At 68.4% G+C, this 18,607-nt stretch carries 20 protein-coding genes; 15 read left to right on the forward strand and 5 right to left on the reverse strand.

Features of this window, described 5'->3' with window-relative positions; all coding sequences use genetic code 11:
* Positions 1 to 2: 2 nt before the first annotated feature.
* From recR to LOZ83_RS12850, 8 genes are all read left to right on the forward strand, one after another.
* Positions 3 to 599 (forward strand): recombination mediator RecR, encoded by a 597-nt coding sequence (gene recR / locus LOZ83_RS12815; protein ID WP_236790673.1) that lies wholly within the window; start codon positions 3 to 5, stop codon positions 597 to 599.
* Between the two features lie 34 nt (positions 600 to 633).
* Positions 634 to 1,161: a uridine kinase gene (locus tag LOZ83_RS12820; protein WP_236790794.1), complete on the forward strand. Its 528-nt coding sequence runs from the start codon at positions 634 to 636 to the stop codon at positions 1,159 to 1,161.
* A gap of 123 nt (positions 1,162 to 1,284) precedes the next feature.
* On the forward strand, positions 1,285 to 2,949 hold the full coding sequence (locus LOZ83_RS12825; RefSeq protein ID WP_236790674.1) for an ABC transporter substrate-binding protein: 1,665 nt from the start codon (positions 1,285 to 1,287) through the stop codon (positions 2,947 to 2,949).
* Positions 2,950 to 3,039: 90 nt separating this feature from the next.
* Positions 3,040 to 4,044, forward strand: a complete 1,005-nt coding sequence (locus LOZ83_RS12830; protein WP_236790675.1) for an ABC transporter permease — start codon at positions 3,040 to 3,042, stop codon at positions 4,042 to 4,044.
* Positions 4,041 to 4,970, forward strand: coding sequence for an ABC transporter permease (locus LOZ83_RS12835; RefSeq protein ID WP_236790676.1), 930 nt, complete (start codon positions 4,041 to 4,043; stop codon positions 4,968 to 4,970). The genes LOZ83_RS12830 and LOZ83_RS12835 overlap by 4 nt, the downstream gene beginning before the upstream one ends.
* Positions 4,971 to 4,977: 7 nt before the next feature.
* Positions 4,978 to 5,964: an ABC transporter ATP-binding protein gene (locus LOZ83_RS12840; protein ID WP_236790677.1), complete on the forward strand. Its 987-nt coding sequence runs from the start codon at positions 4,978 to 4,980 to the stop codon at positions 5,962 to 5,964.
* Positions 5,961 to 7,061 (forward strand): ABC transporter ATP-binding protein, encoded by a 1,101-nt coding sequence (locus LOZ83_RS12845; RefSeq protein WP_236790678.1) that lies wholly within the window; start codon positions 5,961 to 5,963, stop codon positions 7,059 to 7,061. Before LOZ83_RS12840 ends, LOZ83_RS12845 begins: the two co-directional genes overlap by 4 nt.
* A gap of 44 nt (positions 7,062 to 7,105) precedes the next feature.
* Positions 7,106 to 7,768 carry a DedA family protein gene (locus LOZ83_RS12850; protein WP_236790679.1) on the forward strand — a complete coding sequence of 221 codons (663 nt, stop codon included), beginning with the start codon at positions 7,106 to 7,108 and terminating at the stop codon, positions 7,766 to 7,768.
* Here LOZ83_RS12850 and LOZ83_RS12855 read toward each other — a convergent pair.
* Positions 7,708 to 8,631 (reverse strand): EamA family transporter, encoded by a 924-nt coding sequence (locus tag LOZ83_RS12855; protein WP_236790680.1) that lies wholly within the window; start codon positions 8,629 to 8,631, stop codon positions 7,708 to 7,710. The two genes, LOZ83_RS12850 and LOZ83_RS12855, sit on opposite strands and share 61 nt — an antisense overlap.
* 77 nt (positions 8,632 to 8,708) lie before the next feature.
* Here LOZ83_RS12855 and LOZ83_RS12860 point away from each other — a divergent pair, with 77 nt between their 5' ends.
* The 3 genes from LOZ83_RS12860 (at position 8,709) to LOZ83_RS12870 (ending at position 10,296) form a co-directional block, all read left to right on the forward strand.
* Positions 8,709 to 9,602, forward strand: coding sequence for a LysR family transcriptional regulator (locus tag LOZ83_RS12860; RefSeq protein WP_236790681.1), 894 nt, complete (start codon positions 8,709 to 8,711; stop codon positions 9,600 to 9,602).
* An 87-nt stretch (positions 9,603 to 9,689) separates the two neighbouring features.
* A complete protein-coding gene (locus LOZ83_RS12865; RefSeq protein ID WP_236790682.1) occupies positions 9,690 to 9,890 on the forward strand; it encodes a hypothetical protein in 201 nt (66 codons plus the stop codon).
* Between the two features lie 64 nt (positions 9,891 to 9,954).
* The gene (locus LOZ83_RS12870; RefSeq protein WP_236790683.1) at positions 9,955 to 10,296 is read left to right on the forward strand and encodes a type II toxin-antitoxin system VapC family toxin; all 342 of its coding nucleotides are present in this window, start codon (positions 9,955 to 9,957) and stop codon (positions 10,294 to 10,296) included.
* A 33-nt stretch (positions 10,297 to 10,329) separates the two neighbouring features.
* Here LOZ83_RS12870 and leuA read toward each other — a convergent pair whose 3' ends face one another.
* Positions 10,330 to 12,102, reverse strand: coding sequence for a 2-isopropylmalate synthase (gene leuA / locus LOZ83_RS12875; RefSeq protein WP_236790684.1), 1,773 nt, complete (start codon positions 12,100 to 12,102; stop codon positions 10,330 to 10,332).
* A 219-nt stretch (positions 12,103 to 12,321) separates the two neighbouring features.
* Between leuA and LOZ83_RS12880 the strand changes: the two genes are divergently transcribed.
* Positions 12,322 to 12,705: a hypothetical protein gene (locus LOZ83_RS12880; protein ID WP_236790685.1), complete on the forward strand. Its 384-nt coding sequence runs from the start codon at positions 12,322 to 12,324 to the stop codon at positions 12,703 to 12,705.
* Here LOZ83_RS12880 and LOZ83_RS12885 read toward each other — a convergent pair.
* Positions 12,702 to 13,520 carry a sigma-70 family RNA polymerase sigma factor gene (locus LOZ83_RS12885; RefSeq protein WP_236790686.1) on the reverse strand — a complete coding sequence of 273 codons (819 nt, stop codon included), beginning with the start codon at positions 13,518 to 13,520 and terminating at the stop codon, positions 12,702 to 12,704. The genes LOZ83_RS12880 and LOZ83_RS12885 overlap by 4 nt on opposite strands.
* 67 nt (positions 13,521 to 13,587) lie before the next feature.
* On the opposite strand from LOZ83_RS12885, the gene LOZ83_RS12890 reads away from it, so the two are divergent.
* Positions 13,588 to 14,148 (forward strand): NAD(P)H-dependent oxidoreductase, encoded by a 561-nt coding sequence (locus tag LOZ83_RS12890; RefSeq protein ID WP_236790687.1) that lies wholly within the window; start codon positions 13,588 to 13,590, stop codon positions 14,146 to 14,148.
* Here the strand turns inward: LOZ83_RS12890 and LOZ83_RS12895 are convergent.
* On the reverse strand, positions 14,115 to 14,705 hold the full coding sequence (locus LOZ83_RS12895) for a nitroreductase family protein (RefSeq protein WP_236790688.1): 591 nt from the start codon (positions 14,703 to 14,705) through the stop codon (positions 14,115 to 14,117). The two genes, LOZ83_RS12890 and LOZ83_RS12895, sit on opposite strands and share 34 nt — an antisense overlap.
* Before the next feature lie 247 nt (positions 14,706 to 14,952).
* Positions 14,953 to 16,137 (reverse strand): hypothetical protein, encoded by a 1,185-nt coding sequence (locus tag LOZ83_RS12900; protein ID WP_236790689.1) that lies wholly within the window; start codon positions 16,135 to 16,137, stop codon positions 14,953 to 14,955.
* A gap of 127 nt (positions 16,138 to 16,264) precedes the next feature.
* On the opposite strand from LOZ83_RS12900, the gene LOZ83_RS12905 reads away from it, so the two are divergent.
* Positions 16,265 to 17,527, forward strand: coding sequence for an aspartate kinase (locus LOZ83_RS12905; RefSeq protein WP_236790690.1), 1,263 nt, complete (start codon positions 16,265 to 16,267; stop codon positions 17,525 to 17,527).
* On the forward strand, positions 17,527 to 18,558 hold the full coding sequence (locus tag LOZ83_RS12910) for an aspartate-semialdehyde dehydrogenase (protein ID WP_236790691.1): 1,032 nt from the start codon (positions 17,527 to 17,529) through the stop codon (positions 18,556 to 18,558). Before LOZ83_RS12905 ends, LOZ83_RS12910 begins: the two co-directional genes overlap by 1 nt.
* The last annotated feature ends 49 nt before the right edge of the window (positions 18,559 to 18,607 follow it).

An 18,607-nucleotide genomic window follows, 5' to 3' on the forward strand; every position in this document is an offset into this window, starting at 1 on the left:
ACTTGTACGAAGGTGTAGTCCAGGACCTCATCGACGAGCTCGGCCACCTGCCCGGCATCGGCCCGAAGAGTGCGCAGCGCATCGCTTTTCACCTGCTCGCCGCGGATCCTGCTGATATCGCGCGGCTGCAGGACGTGCTCGGCAAGGTCCGTGAGGGCGTCCAGTTCTGCGAGATCTGCGGCAACGTGTCCGAACAGCAGCAGTGCCGCATCTGCCGGGACGTCCGCCGCGACACTTCGCAGATCTGCGTGGTCGAGGAGCCCAAGGACGTGCTGGCCGTCGAGCGCACCCGCGAGTTCAAGGGGCGCTATCACGTGCTGGGCGGCGCGCTCGACCCGTTGTCGGGTATCGGTCCGGACCAGCTGCGCATCCGCGAGCTGCTGACCCGCATCGGCGGCGAGGAGGTCACCGAGGTGATCATCGCGACCGACCCGAACACCGAGGGCGAGGCCACCGCGACCTACCTCGTCCGGATGCTGCGCGACTTCCCTGGCCTCGCCGTCACCCGCCTGGCGTCCGGCCTGCCCATGGGCGGGGACCTCGAGTTCGCCGACGAACTCACCCTCGGTCGTGCCCTCTCCGGACGCCGAGCCCTCTGAGCTCGCCGCGGCCGTGCTGGGGGTGGCGCCGCGACTGGGCGGCGTGCGGCTCGTCGCCGTGGACGGTCCGTCCGGTGCCGGTAAATCGACCTTCGCCGCGAGGCTTTGCGCGGCCTTCGAATCCGCGACGGTCATCAGCACCGACTCGTTCGCGACCTGGGACGATCCGGTCGCCTGGTGGCCGCGGCTGGCCGAAGGCGTCCTCGAACCGCTCTCGCGGGGCGAGCCAGGGCACTACGTCAAGCTGGACTGGACCAGTGGGCACCCCGAGCCCGGCGAGCACGTCACCGTCCCACCGCCGGAAGTTCTCATCCTGGAAGGCGTCTCGGCAGGCCGCGCCTCCGTGCGGCCATTCCTCAGCGCCCTCTGCCTGATCACTGGTCCAGACCCGGCGGAGCGGCTCGAGCGCGCCGTCCACCGAGATGGTGAAGCGGCCCGCCCGTACCTCGAAAAGTGGCAGGACTTCGAACGCGGCTGGTTTGCGGTCGATGATCTATATCACCTGTTTGGGGGAACGTCACTCGGTCAAATAGGGCACGTTTTCTACGCAGAGCGATCATAAATCCCCAGCGTGTAAGTCTTTCACATTTTACGTAGCGCGATCGTAACCTGACGTGGTTAAGCAACCCGGTCGGTTCCGGATAGGGTCGGCGATCACAAACTGCGACTTCTACTAGGAGTTCACATGCTCCCTCAGCGGGTGGCTCGTCTGCGCCGACTCGCCCTGATCGGGCTTGCCGGTGCGCTCGCCGTCACCATGTCGGCCTGCGCTTCCGAGCGTGGTTCGGGCGGTGGCGCCAACGACACCTTCGTCTTCGGCGCCGCGGGTGCGCCGAAGAACTTCGACCCCATCTTCAACGACGACGGCGAGAGCTTCCGGCCGGCGCGCCAGATGTTCGACACCCTGGTGACCTACAAGCCCGGCACGACCGAGCTGGTCGGCGACCTGGCCACCGCGTGGACACCGAGCGCCGACGCCAAGACCTGGACCTTCACCCTGCGCCAGGGCGTCAAGTTCCACGACGGCACCCCCTTCAACGCCGCGGCGGTCTGCTTCAACTTCGACCGCTGGTACAACATGAAGGGCGCCGGCGCACAGAGCCAGATGATCTACTACGGCGACGTGTTCGAGGGTTTCGCGAAGAACGAGGGTGACGCCACCGGCGCCCCGGTCTACAAGTCGTGCGAGGCCAAGGACGACTACACTGCGGTCCTCAACCTGAACAAGGCGAAGGGCGCCTTCCCGGACGCCTTCGGCCTGACCTCGCTGTCGATCTCCAGCCCGGACGCGCTGAAGAAGTACAACGCCGACAACGTGACCCAGAGCGGCGACTCGTTCACGTACCCCGAATACGCGACCGACCACCCGACCGGCACTGGTCCGTACAAGTTCCAGAGCTACGACAAGACGAACAAGACGATCACCCTGGTCCGCAACGACGACTACTGGGGCGACAAGGCCAAGACCTCGAAGCTGATCTTCAAGATCATCGAGGACGAGAACGCGCGCAAGCAGGAACTGGCCGCCGGCACCATCGACGGCTACGACTTCCCGAGCCCGGCCGACTACAGCTCGCTCAAGGACGCCGGTAACCAGGTGCTGATCCGCCCCGCGTTCAACGTCCTGTACCTGGGCATCAACCAGAAGAACAACCCGAAGCTCCAGGACGTCCGGGTCCGCAAGGCGATCGAGTACGCGATCAACAAGGACCAGCTCGCCAAGAACAAGCTGCCGACCGGGGCCTACGCGCAGACGCAGTTCCTGCCGAACAACGTGCCCGGCTACACCGACGCGGTGGAGAAGCACAGCTACGACCCGAACCAGGCCAAGGCGCTGCTGCAGCAGGCCGGGGCGACCGGGCTGACGCTGAACTTCTACGTGCCCACCGAGGTCACCCGCCCGTACATGCCGAACCCGGTGGACATCGGCGGCGCGATCGCGGACGACCTCAAGGCCGTCGGCATCAACGTCAACATCGTCCAGGAGCCGTGGAACGGCGGGTACAAGGACGATGTGCAGAAGGCCGGTAAGCAGGACATCCACCTGCTGGGCTGGACCGGTGACTACGCCGACGCCGGCAACTTCGTCGGCACGTTCTTCGGCCGGCAGAAGGCGGAGTTCGGGTTCAACGACCCGGCGGTCTTCAACGCACTGTCCAATGCGGACGCTCAGGTGACGCCGGAGACCAAGAAGGCGGCCTACGAGCAGGCCAGCTTGGTGATCTCGCAGTACGTGCCCGCGGTGCCGCTGACCTCGTCGCCGCCGGCGATCGTGGTCAAGAGCAACATCCACAACCTGATCCCGACACCGCTGACCGACGAGCGTTTCTACACGGTCACCAAGGGTTGACGGACCTTCTGCCGGAAAGGTACCCGGCCCCGGCGATCCCGGGGCGCGGGTACCTTTCCGGTAAAGGAACTTCGTTAGGGCACGAACCATATGCTGCGATTCATCGTTCGCCGGCTGCTGCAGGCGGTGCCTACTCTCCTCGTGCTCTCCATCCTCGTGTTCGCCTGGCTGCGCCTGCTGCCGGGCGGACCCGCGGGAGCACTGCTCGGGGACAAGGCCACACCGCAGAAGCTCGCTGATCTCAACCATGTGCTGGGTCTGGACCAGCCGATCTTCGTCCAGTACGGCAAGTTCCTCGGCCGGATCCTCTCCGGCGACTTCGGTGCCTCGCTGATCAGCGGGGACTCGGTGCTCGCCGAGGTCGGCCGGGCGTTCCCGGCCACGATCGAGCTGGCGGTCTTCGCGCTGGTGCTGGCAATCGCGTTCGGGATCCCGCTCGGCTACGCGGCCGCGCGTTTCCACGGCCGGCTCATCGACAACGCGACCGTGCTGACGACGCTGATCGGCGTCGCCGTCCCGGTGTTCTTCTTCGGTGTGCTGCTGAAGTACATCTTCGCGCAGAAGCTGGGGATCCTGCCGCCGTCCGGGCGGCAGGACGTCACCATCGACGCCACGCACATCACCGGGTTCTTCACCCTCGACGGGTTGCTGACCGGTGAGTTCGACGCGTTCTGGGACGCGGTCAAGCACCTGATCCTGCCGGCGATCGCGCTCGCCAGCATCCCGTTCGCGGTGATCGTGCGGATCACCCGGGCGTCCGTGCTGGACGTGCAGTCGGAGGACTTCGTGCGGACCGCCGAGTCCAAGGGGCTGACCACGCCGGTGATCCGGCGCCGGCACATCCTGCGCAACGCGCTGCTGCCGGTGTCCACCACGATCGGCCTGCAGACCGGCCTGTTGCTGGCGGGCGCGGTGCTGACCGAGAAGGTGTTCAACATCCCGGGCCTGGGTTACCTGCTGGCGCAGGGCATCGAGCGGCGGGACTACCCGCGGCTGCAGGCGTTGCTGCTGCTCGCCGCGCTCGTGTACGTGATCGTCAACCTGCTGGTGGACGTCTCGTACGCGATCATCGATCCGAGGGTGCGGGTGCGATGACCACGAACCTGTTGCGGCGCAAGAAGGACCGCATCGACGACCTGGCGGCCTCGGGTGGCACGAGTCTCGCGGCGGACGCGTTCAAGCGGATGTCGCGCAGCCCGATCGCCATCATCGGCGCGGTGATCACCGTGCTGTTCGTGCTGCTGGCGATCCTGTCGCCGTTCCTGGCGCCGAAGAGCCCGTACATCCCGTACGACGAGCTGAAGAACAACCTGCGGCCGGACTCGATCCCGGGCCCGATGCCGGGGTTCATCCTCGGCAGCGACCAGAACGGCTACGACTTCTTCTCGCGGCTGCTCGTCGGTTCGCAGCAGACGCTCATCGTCGGTGTGGTCGCGACGCTCATCGGCGTGGCGGTCGGCATGCTCATCGGCGGGCTCGCGGGCGCGGTCGGCGGCTGGGTGGACGCGTTGCTGATGCGGTTCACCGACATCCTGCTGGCGATTCCCTCGCTGCTGCTGGCCATCTCGATCGCCGCACTGTTCTCGCACGGTACACAGTGGACGGTCATCATCGCGGTGGCCGTGGTGAGCGTGCCGATCTTCGCGCGGCTGCTGCGGGGCGCGATGCTCGCGCAGCGCTCCAGCGATCATGTGCTCGCCGCGACGGCGCTGGGCGTGCGGCGGACCACCATCGTGTTCCGGCACATGCTGCCGAACTCGGTGGGCCCGGTCATCGTGCAGGCGACGCTGACGCTCGCGACCTCGATCATCGACGCGGCCGCGCTGTCCTTCCTCGGCCTCGGCGACTCGGACTGGACCCGCGCGGAATGGGGCCTGATGCTGGGCAAGTCGCAGGGCCTGCTGGACGTGAAACCGGAGCTCGCGTTCTACCCGGCCATCGCGATCATCATCGTGGCGCTGGGTTTCACGCTGCTCGGCGAGTCGTTGCGCGAGGCGCTCGACCCGAAGAACAGGCGGTAAGGGCTTCATGGCACTACTGGAAGTACGGGACCTGTCGGTCACGTTCAAGCGCAAGGGAATCCGGCCGTTCACGGCGGTGGACCGGATCAGTTTCGACGTCGAGCCCGGCCGCACGGTCGGCCTGGTCGGCGAGTCGGGCAGTGGCAAGTCGGTGACCGCGCTCGCGATCATGGGCCTGCTGCCGAAGCGTGGCGCGGAGGCGCAGGGTTCGGTCCGGTTCGAGGGCACCGATCTGCTGACGCTGTCGGACAAGCAGCTGCGCGACAAGCGCGGCCGCGATCTGGGCATGGTGTTCCAGGACCCGCTGTCCTCGCTGAACCCGGTCATCCCGATCGGCCTGCAGATCACCGAGGTGCTGGAACGGCATCGCGGGATGAGCCGCAAACAGGCGAGCGTGGAGGCGAAGGACCTGCTCGGCCGGGTCGGCATCCCGGACCCGTCGCGCCGGCTTTCCGAGTACCCGCACCAGCTTTCCGGCGGGATGCGGCAGCGGGCGCTGATCGCGATCGCACTCGCGTGCAAGCCCCGGCTGCTGATCGCGGACGAGCCGACGACCGCGCTCGACGTGACGATCCAGGCGCAGATTCTCGCGCTGCTGCAGGAACTCGTGCGTGAGACCGGGACCGCGCTGATCATGATCACGCACGATCTCGGCGTGGTCGCCGGGCTGTGCGACGAGGTCAACGTCATGTACGGCGGGCGCGTGGTGGAACGGGCCGAGCGGCACGCGCTGTTCGCGGCGGCGCGGCATCCCTACACCCACGGGCTGCTCGAGTCGATCCCGCGGCTGGACGCGCCGCGCGGTGAGAAACTGTTGCCCATCAAGGGTTCCGTGGCCGACAACATCCCGTGGGAGCACGCGTGCGCATTCGCGCCGCGCTGCCCCAACGCGCTGGACCGCTGCCGCGAGGTGATGCCGGAACTGGTGCCCGACAACGGCGGAATGTTGCGCTGCCACAACCCCGTCGGCGCGATGCAGGGGGTGCGGGCATGAGTGACCCGTTGGTGAAGGTGGAAGGCATCGAGGTGCACTTCCCGATCAAGCGCGGCGTCGTGCTCGACCGGACGGTCGGCCACGTCTACGCGGTCGACGGGGTGGACCTGGAGATCCAGCGCGGCGAGACCTACGGCCTCGTCGGCGAATCCGGTTGTGGCAAGACGACGCTGGGCCGCGGCCTGCTCCGGCTGATCGAGCCGACCGGCGGCCGCGTGGTGTTCGACGGGACGGACCTGTCGAAGCTCAAGGGCGAGTCGCTGCGGACGATGCGGCGGCGGATGCAGATGGTCTTCCAGGACCCGCTGTCCAGCCTCGACCCGCGGCAGTCGGTCGAGTCGATCCTCGTCGAGGGCATGCGCGCGCATGGTCTGGACAAGGGCCGGGACAGCACTCGCAAGCGTTTGCGGGAGCTGCTGAGCGCGGTTGGGCTGCCGGAGACCTCGCTGCGGAAGTACCCGCACGAGTTCTCGGGCGGGCAGCGGCAGCGCATCGGGATCGCGCGGGCGCTCGCCGTGGAACCGGACCTGATCGTCGCGGACGAACCGGTGTCGGCGCTCGACGTGTCCGTGCAGGCGCAGGTGATCAACCTGCTCGAAGACCTGCAGGAGACGCTCGGGCTGACCTACCTGGTGATCGCCCACGACCTCGCCGTGGTGCGGCACATCTCCGACCGGATCGGCGTGATGTACCTGGGCTCGCTGGTCGAGGAGACCGACTCCGAGACGCTGTACGCCGAGCCGCTGCACCCGTACACGAAGGCGCTGCTGTCGGCGATCCCGGTGCCGGACCCGCGCGTCGAGGACAGCCGCGAGCAGATCCTGCTCGCCGGCGACCTGCCCTCACCGGCGGCGCCGCCGTCGGGGTGCAGGTTCCACACGCGGTGCCCGTGGCGGCAGGAAACCCTGTGCGACACCGACCGTCCGCAGTTGCGGGAGATCGGCACCGGGCACCGGGTGGCCTGCCACTGGGCCGAGGACATCCAGGCCGGCCGGATCACACCGCACGAGGTCGAGGCCGAACTGGTCGAGGTCGACGCCGGTGCCGGGCCCGCGGTGCCACACGCCGCCTCGGTGACGGAGATGCTGGAGCCCTGACGCGGGTACCCTGGCGGGAACCCGGCAGCAAGGGAGCCTGAAGAGTGCACATCGACCAGTGGCTGGAGACGATCCCGCCACTTCTCGTGTACATCACGGTCGGCGTCGTGATCGGCGTCGAAAGCCTCGGCATCCCGCTGCCCGGCGAGATCGTGCTGGTCAGCGCCGCACTGCTGGCGTCGACCCACCCGGGGCTCAACCCGTGGATCGTCGGCATCGTCGGCAGTGCGGGCGCGATCATCGGGGACAGCATCGGTTACCTGATCGGCCGCAAGGGCGGGCAACGACTGTTCGACTGGGCCGGCCGGAGGTTCCCGAAACACTTCGGGCCCGAACACGTGCACAATGCCGAGCGGATCTTCGCGCGCCGCGGTGTGTGGGCGGTGTTCTTCGGCCGATTCGTCGCGATCCTGCGCATCCTGTGCGGGCCGCTCGCCGGTTCGCTGCACATGCACTACTGGAAGTTCCTCGCGGCGAACGCCCTCGGCGGCATCGTCTGGGCCGGCGGCACGACGGCGCTGGTGTACTCGCTCGGCGTCGTGGCGGAGCAGTGGCTGTCCCGGTTCTCCTACATCGCGCTGGGCGCGGCCGTGGTCGCGGGCGTGATCATCAGCCTGGTGATCAAGCGGCGGATGGGCCGCCGCCATCACGAGGAGGAGACGGCGAGCCCTTCCTCTTCGTCGGAGACGGCTTCGGCCGAGCGCTGACGGTTGGGCAGTGAGCCCAGCAGCACCCCGGCGACGATCACCAGCCCGGCCAGGATTTCGGTCAGCTGCGGCGTTTCGTGCAGTAGTAGGAAGGACGCGCTGATCCCGACCACGGGCACCAGCAGGGAGAACGGCGCGACGACACCGGCGGGGTGGCGGCGCATGAGCGTCGTCCAGATGCCGGCGCCGGCGAGCGTGCCGAGCAGCACGACGTAGGCCAGGCCGCCGAGCCCGATCCAGCCGTCCACGGTGCCGATCGTGGCGAGCGAATGCCATTGCGCGGCGGGGCCTTCGAAGATCAGCGACAGCACGAACATCGGGATCGGCGGCACGACCGACGTCCACAGCGTGAAATGCAGCCCGTTGTCCGGCCGGGCCTGCCGCGCGCAGATGTTGCCGGCGGCCCAGCTGAGCGCGGCGAGCACGGTCAGCACGACCGGTAGCAGCACGGCGTGCTCCGCCTGGTGCCAGGCGATCACCGCCAGCCCGCCGACCGCGAGCACGATGCCGGTCAGTTGCCGCAGCGAAAGCCGTTCCCGCAGCAGGAAACCGGCGAGCACCACGGTGAACGGCGCCGAGGCCTGCAGCACGAGTGACGCGAGCCCGGTCGGCATGCCGATGTTCAGCGCGATGAACAGCAACGCGAACTGGCCGGTGCCGAAGCAGAGGCCGAAGCCGACCAGCCAGCGCAGTTTCACCTTGGGGCGCGGGATGAACAGGATCGTCGGGATGGCGATCACGAGGAACCGCAGCGCACCCGCGAACAGTGGCGGGAAGTGGCCGATCAGGTAGTGGACGGCGAGGAAGTTGCAGCCCCAGATGACGGCGACGAACACGGCGAGCAGACGGTCACGAGCACCCACCGGTCCAGCTTGCGCTGCCTAATTTTGTAGGACCATCGAGATTATGTGCACGGAATCTTCAGCTACGCTTCACAATCGTGGATATCGGCCGGTTGCGGGTGCTGCGCGAGTTCGCCGACCGCGGCAGCGTGACTTCCGCCGCACGTGCCCTGCACTGCACTCCGTCGGCGGTTTCGCAGCAGCTTCGGGCGCTGCAGGCGGAGGTCGGCCTGCCGCTGACCGAGCCCGCTGGCCGCGGCCTGCGCCTCACCGACGCCGGCCGCGCGCTGGTGACCAGTGCGGATGACGTGCTTGCCGCGCTCGACCGGGCGGAGGCGGAGTTGGACACGTACCGCAGCGAGCCACGCGGCCGGGTGCGGCTCGCGATCTTCCCGTCGGCCGCGCTGATGTTGCTGCCCGGCCTGCTGCACCGGCTCGCCGAGTTCCCGGCGCTGGACGTGGCTGTCCGCGACGCGGATATGAATCCGCACCAGGTGCCCGGCCTGGTCGCCGATTTCGACATCGTGGTGACCCACCGCGACGAGCAGGCCGAACCGTTCACCACCGATCGGCTGGAGGTCGTGCACCTGCTGCGGGAACCGATCGATGTCGCGCTGCCGCCCGGTCACCGGCTCGCGGGCCAGGAGAAGGTCGAGCTCACGGACCTGGCGCACGAACCGTGGATCGGCGTGAACGAGGGCTTCCCGGTGGACGACGTGCTGCGGTCCCTGGCCGCGCGCACCGGCGTGCGGCCGCGCCCGGTACACCGCACGAACGACCTGCGGGTGATCGAGGCGCTGGTCGCGGCCGGGCACGGCATCGCGTTGCTGCCGCGCTACACGATGTCACCCGCGGTCCTCGCCCGCCCACTCGCCGGCCTGCGCGCGGCCGGGCACATCGAGGCAGTGCTGCGCACCGGCGCATCAGCCCGCCCCGCGGTGACCACGGTGCTCGACGCCCTGCACGCAGAATCGGCGGCCCTGACGGACTGATGTTGGGAGGTTCGTGACGGAACAGGCAAGACGCACCGTGGTGGCGCTACGATATGCACGGTTTTCGGAGAGCGAGGGAGGTGGACCATGACGTCGAGCAATGCGGAGCATCCGTCGCACGAGGAGTTGGATGGTCCGGCCCTGCGGGATGCGCTGTTCGCCGAGAAGAACGTGCAGCCGATCCGGTCAGTAGATGACTGGGCGTGCGAGGACATCTTCGAGTCCGACGAGGAACTACACGAGTTCCTGGCGTGGGTGGCCGCTGAGCGGCAGGCCAATCTGGCGTAGTGGCTTCAGAGGTTGTACTCGATACCGACGTGGCATCGGGCATGTTCAAGCGTGATCTTCCGGCATGGCTTGGCGCGCGCGGCTGCTGGGCTGTCGCCCAGCGATCACCTTCGTGACCTTAGGTGAACTGAACAAGTGGATGCATCTGCGCTCGTGGGCCCTCCCGCGCCGGGAACGGTTGGAGAAGTGGATGCAACCGCTTCCTGTCTTTCCGGGCACGCCGAAGGTCGCGCGGGTGTGGGGCGAGATTTCGGCCTACGCGCAGCGCCGGGGCCGTCCGCGACCGCAGAATGACACCTGGATCGCCGCCTGTTGCCTGGCATTCGAAATCCCGCTGGCCACGCTCAAGGTGAAGGACTATGAGGACTTCGTCGAATACGAGGGCCTCCAGCTGATCACCGAGTGAACCGGCCTCCCGGTGGGGAGGCCGGTTCCACACTCAGCGATGCGACCGGTTCACCGCCGACACCACGGCCCGCAGGGAAGCCGTGACGATCGACGGGTCGATGCCGACACCCCAGTAGACCTTGTCGCCGACCGCGCATTCGATGTATGAAGCCGCCTTCGAGTCGTCGCCCGGGGTGAGGGTGTGCTCGCTGTAGTCCAGCAGCCGCAGGTCGTAGCCGACTGTCGACAGTGCGTCGAAGAACGCGGCGATCGGGCCGTTGCCGGTACCCGTGATCTCCTGCTCCTCACCATCAACCCGCACCGTCGCGACCAGGTTGTAGTCGCCGTTCGCCGTGACGTGCTGGCTGACCAGCTTCAGCGGCGACTCCGACTCCAGGTATTCCGCCGAGAACGCGTTCCACATCGTGGCCGGGGCGACCTCGCCGCCCTCGGTGTCCGTGTGCCGCTGCACCACCTGCGAGAACTCGATCTGCAGCCGCCGCGGCAGGTCGAGCTGGTGCTCGGTGCGCATGATGTACGCGACGCCGCCCTTGCCCGACTGCGAGTTGACCCGGATGACGGCCTCGTACGTCCGCCCGACGTCCTTCGGGTCGATCGGCAGGTACGGCACCTCCCACGGGTACTCGTCGACCGGCACGTTCTCCTTCTCGGCGGCCCGCCGCAGCGCCTCGAAGCCCTTGTTGATCGCATCCTGGTGCGAACCCGAGAACGCCGTGAACACCAGGTCCCCGCCCCACGGGCTGCGCTCGTGCACCGGCAGCTGGTTGCAGTACTCGACCGTGCGCTTGACCTGGTCGATGTCCGAGAAGTCCACCTGCGGGTCGATGCCCTGGCTGAACAGGTTCATCCCCAGCGCGACGAGGTCGACGTTGCCGGTGCGTTCGCCGTTGCCGAACAGGCATCCCTCGATCCGGTCCGCGCCGGCCTGGTAGCCCAGCTCGGCGGCGGCCACCGCGGTGCCGCGGTCGTTGTGCGGGTGCAGCGACAGGATCACCGAATCACGGCGGTCCAGGTTGCGGCCCATCCACTCGATCGAGTCGGCGTACACGTTCGGCGTGGCCATCTCGACGGTCGAGGGCAGGTTGAGGATCACCGGCCGCGACGGCGTCGGCTGCCAGATGTCGGTCACCGCGTTGCAGACCTCGGCCGCGTAGGACAGCTCGGTGCCGGTGTAGGACTCGGGCGAGTACTGGAACCGGAAATCGGTGTCGGAGTACTTCGACGCGTACTCGACGACCAGGTCCGCGGCCTGCAGCGCGATCTTCTTGATGCCTTCGCGCTCCTCGCGGAACACCACGCGCCGCTGCAGGATCGACGTCGAGTTGTAGATGTGCACGATCGCCCGCGGCGCCCCTTCGAGCGATTGGAACGTGCGCTCGATCAGCTCCGGCCGGCACTGCGTCAGCACCTGGATGCGGACGTCCTCGGGGATCGCGTCGTCTTCGATGATCTCGCGGACGAAGTCGAAGTCGGTCTGCGAGGCGGCCGGGAAGCCGACCTCGATCTCCTTGTACCCCATGCGCACCAGCAGCTCGAAGAACTTGCGCTTGCGGGCGGGCGACATCGGGTCGATCAGTGCCTGGTTGCCGTCGCGCAGGTCGACCGCGCACCACAGCGGCGCGCGCTCGATGCGCTTGGCCGGCCAGGTCCGGTCGGGTACATCGATGTCCTCGACCAGCCGGTACCAGGGCTGGTACCGATGGAACGGCATCGAACTGCCGCGCTGCGGGTTCCAGGCGGGCTGGCCGGCGGGCGCGGGACGGGCGGGTGTGCGGATGTGGCTCATGGAATCAGAGGTGGTCATACCGGGATCTCCTGCCGGAATTCGGGTCGGGCGACCGGCGGCATCACGAAGCCCCGCGACGGGGGGCCGGTCTGATCAGGCCCCGTCGCGGCAGCGAAGCAGGAGAGCACGCGCCACCAGGCCACTCTAGCGGCGCGGAGTTGACGATGAAACCGGGCCCGCGACTAATCCGTTACCCGTGAGTAGTAATCACCGCCCGGACGTGCCACACTTCCGGGCATGGCCGAGCACGCCGAGAGCAGTGACACCGAGGTCACCGACAAGCAGTCACGGACCAAGCGTGGCGCCGAGGTGGACTGGCGCCGGGTCAAGGACCAGACCGTCGGGCTGGTCGCGGGCATCGTCCGCTGGGTCGGGCTGATCTTCGCGATCATCCTCGTCCTGCACGTGATCTTCACGATCGGCTCCGCGAACCCGGACAACGGCATCGTGTCGTGGATCCGCGGCTGGGCGGACACCCTGTCGATCGGCTTCAAGGACCTGTTCGAGCCGAGCGACGAGAAGCTGCGCGTCCTGGTGAACTACGGCATCGCCGCGCTGTTCTGGCTGATCGTCCCGGGTATCGCCGCGCGCCTCATCCGCCGGCTCGGCGGCGCGGCCTAGAGCACGCTGATCGAAAGACCGCGGATCCGGCCGGGACCCGCGACGACCTCGTACTCGGTGATCCGCTCGCCGGAGATCGTGAACAGCAGCGCGATCGTCACGCGCCCGCGCGGTGCGACGACGGCGCCCGGCCGCCCGTCGATCAGTGCGGGCTCGGCGTAGCGGGCGCGTTCCCGGGAAAGCAGCTTGGCCTCCTCGGCGACGTTCCGCGCCCCGCGCAGTACCGGCGGTGCGACGTCGGCCCGGCGCACGACGTCCGGCGCGAGGACCGTCAGCAGGCCCGGCACATCACCCTCGCGGACGGCCTCGAGAAATGTGGTGATCACGCGGCGATGCCTTGCCAGATCAGCGGAAGGCGTCGCACCGCGCACCTTCCGCCGCGCCCGCCCGGCGAGTTTCTTCGTCGCCTCCGGCGACCGGTCGAGTACCGGCGCGATCTCCGCGAACGGCACGGCGAGCACGTCGTGCAGCACGAACGCGATCCGCTCGGCCGGCGCCAGCGTCTCCAGCACGACCAGCAAGGCGCGGCCGACCGCGTCCGCGAGCACCACCTCCTGTTCGGGATCGGCACCGGACACCGGCATGTCTTCGAGCGGTTGCTCGCGCCGGGAACCCCGTGCCCGCAACAGATCCAGGCAGATCCGGGCCGTCACCGTGGTCAGCCAGCCACCGAGATTCCCGACGTCGCGGGTGTCCGCGCGGTGGTAGCGCAGCCAGGCCTCCTGCACCGCGTCGTCCGCTTCGGACAGTGAGCCGAGCATCCGGTACGCGACGCCGCGCAGCCGCTCGCGGTGCGTCTCGAATTCGTCAGCCATGTGTCCCCTCCGCGCTTCGTGGTCCGTCATGGCACTGACGGATCGGATTCCGGGAAAGGGACACCAGATGACTGTGTTGCGTGTGGATTCGAGCATCCGCTACGAGGGTTCGGTCAGCCGCGAGCTGACCGCGAAGCTCGCGGGTGACGACGCCGTGCATCGCGATCTCGCCGCGATGCGCGGGCTGGAAGAAGCGTGGCGGGAGGCGGTGCTCGGCGAGCCGGGCCCGCTGGTGGCCGAACTCGCCGACGAGGTCGCGGCGGCGGACGCGATCGTCGTCGGCGTGCCGGTCTACGACCTCGGGATCCCCGCCGTGGTGAAATCGTGGCTCGGCCTGGTGATCGCCGACCCGCGGTTCAACCCGCGGACCGCGCTGGGCAGCGCGCTCGCCGGGGTGCCGGTGACGCTCGTCGCGATGGCACTGCGGCGCGAAGCGCCTCGACCGGGGGCGGTGGTCGGGCGACGGGTGGGGGGGTGGTGGTACGGGCCCGGCAGCCCGGTCGAAGGGTGGAACCACGCGATTCCTTACCTGCGGCGGATGTTCGCGGACGTGTTCGGCGCCGATGTCACGCTGGAAGTCGTCGAAGGCACTGTTCAGAACGCGGCCCGGCCCCAGGCGCCGGTGTAGGCGAACTCGGCGAGCGGCAGGCGGCGGCGGGGCGCGCGCTCACGCTGGACGTCGCGTTCCTCGCCGAGCACCTCGGGCTCGGCCTGCACTCCGACGGCGATCGCGACGCGAGGGACAGCGTCGTCCGGGACGGCGAACTCGCGGCGGGCCGCGTCCGGGTCGAAGCCCGCCATCTGGTGCGCGACCAGCCCCTCGGCGATCGCCTGCAACGCCAGGTTCTGCCCGGCCAGGCCGAGCCCGTACTCGGCGTACGGGATTTCGCCCTTTTCGTTGCGGGTGATCATGACCGCGATCAGCAGCGCGCCCGCCCGGTGCGCCCACGACTGGTTGCGTTTCGTGAGCGTGCCGAGGATGCGGGTGAACGTGTCATCCCCGCGGCGGCCGACGAGATAGCGGGCGGGCTGGGTGTTGCCGAACGACGGCGCCCAGCGGGCGGCTTCGAGCAGCGCCCGCAGCTGGTCCCAGCTGACTTCGCCGGTCTCGTCGAGCGCACGCGGACTCCACCGCCGCGTGATCAGGTCCGCGAGGGGCACGCTGCTGTTCGCTGGTTTCCGCATGGCCCCCGATGGTTTCACACGGTCCGCGCGCACCGGTGACACGTGGGATCGGGGTGCCACGCGTCCGCCTGCGCGCGCAGCTCACCCCGGATCCGCCGGCGAGATTTCGGCTGATCCCCGTCGTCATACCGCGCCGTACCGAACACGCGCATCTCCGTCCGGCGCTCTCCGCACACTGGGCACACCACGCGTCGAAACGTCCGGCGGGTCACCAAGTCCATCGACCCTCCCCGGTACTGATTGTGCGTCAGATCGCGTAGTGCCACACGGTGAGCGCGTAGGCGCCGAACCACGCGCTCAGGACCGCGATACCGCACACGGTCAATACGGCCGTGCCAGGCCGCCGGTTCGACAGCCCGATCGCCACCGGCACGAGCAAGGTGAACGCCGGCAGCAGCAAGCGGGGTTTTGCGTGCATCAGCCCGCTGGAACCCAGGCACAGAACCAAGACCGCGGCGGCGTAGACCACGAGCGGCCATTCGATCCGCCGCGCCAGCGCGACCGCCAGCAGCACCAGCGCACCGATGATGACCCCGGCGGTCAGCACGGTCATCCCGGTCGGCGAAACGACGGCCGAGCGCAGAAAGTTCCACGTGGCGAGCCCGCCGTCGAACTTCGTCAGCCAGCCCTGCCACTCCAGGTCGGGCCACGTCCGCAGCTGATCGGCCAGCCCGGCGTCCGGTCGTACCCGCAGTCCCGTCCACCACAGGTACCCGGCCAGCCCCACGGGCGCGAGCAGGAGCGCGGCGGCTGGGCGCGCGGTGCCACGGCGCAGCAGGCAGACGAGCGCGGCGAGTCCGACGGCGAGCGCGAGCGCCAGCGCCGTCGAGCGGACGAGCCCCGCGCACGCACAGCAAACGCCCGCCAGCAGCCACCGTTCCTCGAGCACACCCACCAGTGCCCACACCGCGAGCGCGCAGAACAACGCCTCGGTGTAAGCCATCGACAGCACGACACCCATCGGCGCCGCCGCGAACAGCGCCACCAGCAGGTAACCCGCGCGCGGCGAACCACCGCGCACGATCCGGCCCAGCCGGGCGAGCCCATAAGCCGCGACGACACCGGAAATCGCGGAGACGAGCAGGCTCGCCGGCACCAGGCCGATACCGAGCCAAGCCGACAGCCCCTGGGTCAGCAGCGGATAGCCGGCGAAGAACGCACGCGGGGTGAACGGGTTCAGGTGGCCCTGCGCGTCGAGCACCGGGCCGAGGTCGTAACCGTGCGCGGCGATCTTGAGGTACCACAAGCCATCCCAGGCGGTCAGCCGATCTAGCAGACCATGCGGGCTCGAAATGGCGAGGACAATCACACCGAAACCACGAAAGGCCAGGTAGATCGCCGCGGGAACGAGCGGCAGCCATCTCTTTCCGCGCTCCGCCAGGCCGGACGGCATGACGAATCGCGGAAAAACCGCTCGTTCAATTGTCAGCACGACGGAAATTTTCTCACGCGGGCGACTACAGCCTGTGATAGGAGTGGTCGGGGCCACATAAGCACATGGCCCGGCCGGTCAGCCCCGGTAGGCTTCACGAAAAGCGCACCTAGGAGGTCCGATAACAGTGGCGCTGGTCGTCCAGAAGTACGGCGGTTCGTCGTTGGAAAGCGCTGATCGGATCAAGCGCGTGGCCGAGAGAATCGTGGCCACCAAGAAGGCCGGCAACGACGTGGTGGTGGTGTGCTCGGCGATGGGCGACACCACCGACGAGTTGCTCGAACTCGCCCAGCAAGTCAACCCGGTGCCGCCGGAGCGGGAGATGGACATGCTGCTCACCGCGGGTGAGCGCATCTCGAACGCGTTGGTGGCCATGGCGATTTCCGCGCACGGCGCGGAAGCGTGGTCGTTCACCGGTTCGCAGGCCGGGGTGGTGACGACGGCGGTGCACGGCAACGCGCGGATCATCGACGTCACGCCGGGCCGCGTCACCGAGGCGCTCGAACAGGGTTATATCGCGCTGGTCGCGGGTTTCCAGGGTGTCGCGCAGGACACGAAGGACATCACGACGCTCGGCCGCGGCGGTTCCGACACCACGGCGGTCGCGCTGGCGGCGGCGCTGAACGCCGACGCGTGCGAGATCTATTCCGATGTGGACGGTGTGTACACGGCCGACCCGCGGATCGTGCCGGACGCGAAGAAGCTCGATACCGTGCCGTACGAGGAAATGCTCGAACTCGCGGCGAGCGGTTCGAAGATCCTGCACCTGCGTTCCGTCGAGTACGCGCGCCGGTACGGCGTGCCGATCCGTGTCCGTTCTTCCTACAGTGACAAGCCGGGTACCACCGTAGCCGGTTCGATTGAGGAGATCCCCGTGGAACAAGCGCTGATCACCGGTGTGGCGCACGACCGCTCGGAGGCCAAGATCACGGTGACCGGGGTGCCCGACCACGCCGGTGCCGCGGCGCGGATCTTCCGGGTCATCGCGACCGCCGAGATCGACATCGACATGGTGCTGCAGAACGTGTCCAACACCACCGGCCGCACCGACATCACCTTCACACTGTCCAAGGCCAACGGTCCCAAGGCGGTCGCCGAACTGGAGAAGCTCAAGCCCGAGCTGGAGTTCGACTCGGTGCTCTACGACGACCAGGTCGGCAAGGTTTCCTTGGTGGGCGCGGGGATGCGCTCGCATCCGGGGGTCACGGCGACGTTCTGCGAGGCGCTGGCGAAGGTCGGCGTGAACATCGAGATCATCAACACCTCGGAGATCCGGATCTCGGTGCTGATCCGCGACGCGCAGCTGGACGACGCGGTGCGTGCGATCCACGACGCCTTCGAGCTCGGCGGCGACGAGGAAGCGGTTGTCTACGCGGGGAGTGGTCGGTGATGGGGTTGCGAGTAGGAGTGGTCGGCGCCACCGGTCAGGTCGGTGCCGTCATGCGGAAGCTGTTGGCGGAGCGTGACTTCCCGGTCGAGCAGCTGCGGTACTTCGCGTCCTCGCGGTCCGCGGGCACGAAGCTTCCCTGGCGGGACACCGAAATCGAGGTCGAGGACGCCGCGACGGCCGACCCGTCCGGGTTGGACATCGCGCTGTTTTCCGCGGGGGGCACGACTTCGAAGGCGCAGGCGCCGCGGTTCGCCGACGCCGGCGTGACGGTCATCGACAACTCCTCCGCGTGGCGGCGGGATCCCGACGTGCCGCTGGTGGTCAGCGAGGTCAACCCGCAGGCGGTCAAGGACGCGCACAAGGGCATCATCGCCAACCCGAACTGCACCACGATGGCCGCGATGCCGGTGCTCAAGCCGTTGCACGACGAGGCGGGGTTGCGGCGGCTGATCGCCAGCACCTACCAGGCGGTGTCCGGCAGCGGGCTCGCCGGCGTGGAAGAGCTTGCGGCGCAAGCGAACGCGGTCGCCTCGCGGGCGGCGGAGCTGACGCACGACGGGTCCGCGCTCACCTTCCCGGCGCCGGCCAAGTACGTCGCGCCGATCGCGTTCAATGTGCTCCCGATGGCTGGATCCATTGTGGACGATGGCTCGTTCGAGACGGACGAGGAGCAGAAGCTGCGGCACGAGAGTCGCAAGATCCTCGACATCCCGGGCCTGCTCGTGTCGGGCACCTGTGTGCGGGTGCCGGTGTTCACGGGGCATTCGCTGTCGGTCAACGCGGAGTTCAGCGAGCCGCTTTCGCCGGACCGCGCAAGGGAGTTGCTGGCGACCGCGCCCGGTGTGGCGCTGTCCGACGTGCCGACGCCGTTGCAGGCGGCGGGTAACGACCCGAGCTACGTCGGTCGCATTAGGACGGACCCGGGCGTGCGGGACGGGCGCGGCCTCGCGTTGTTCATCGCCGCCGACAATTTACGCAAGGGTGCCGCGTTGAACGCTGTGCAGATCGCGGAACTGATCGCGCGCGGGTAGCTTTTCACTCTTTCGTGCGGCGGCAGGCTCCCGAAGATCGACTGCCCGC

The sequence above is a fragment of the Amycolatopsis sp. GM8 genome, from assembly GCF_021653975.1.
In the GTDB taxonomy this organism is placed as follows: domain Bacteria; phylum Actinomycetota; class Actinomycetes; order Mycobacteriales; family Pseudonocardiaceae; genus Amycolatopsis_E.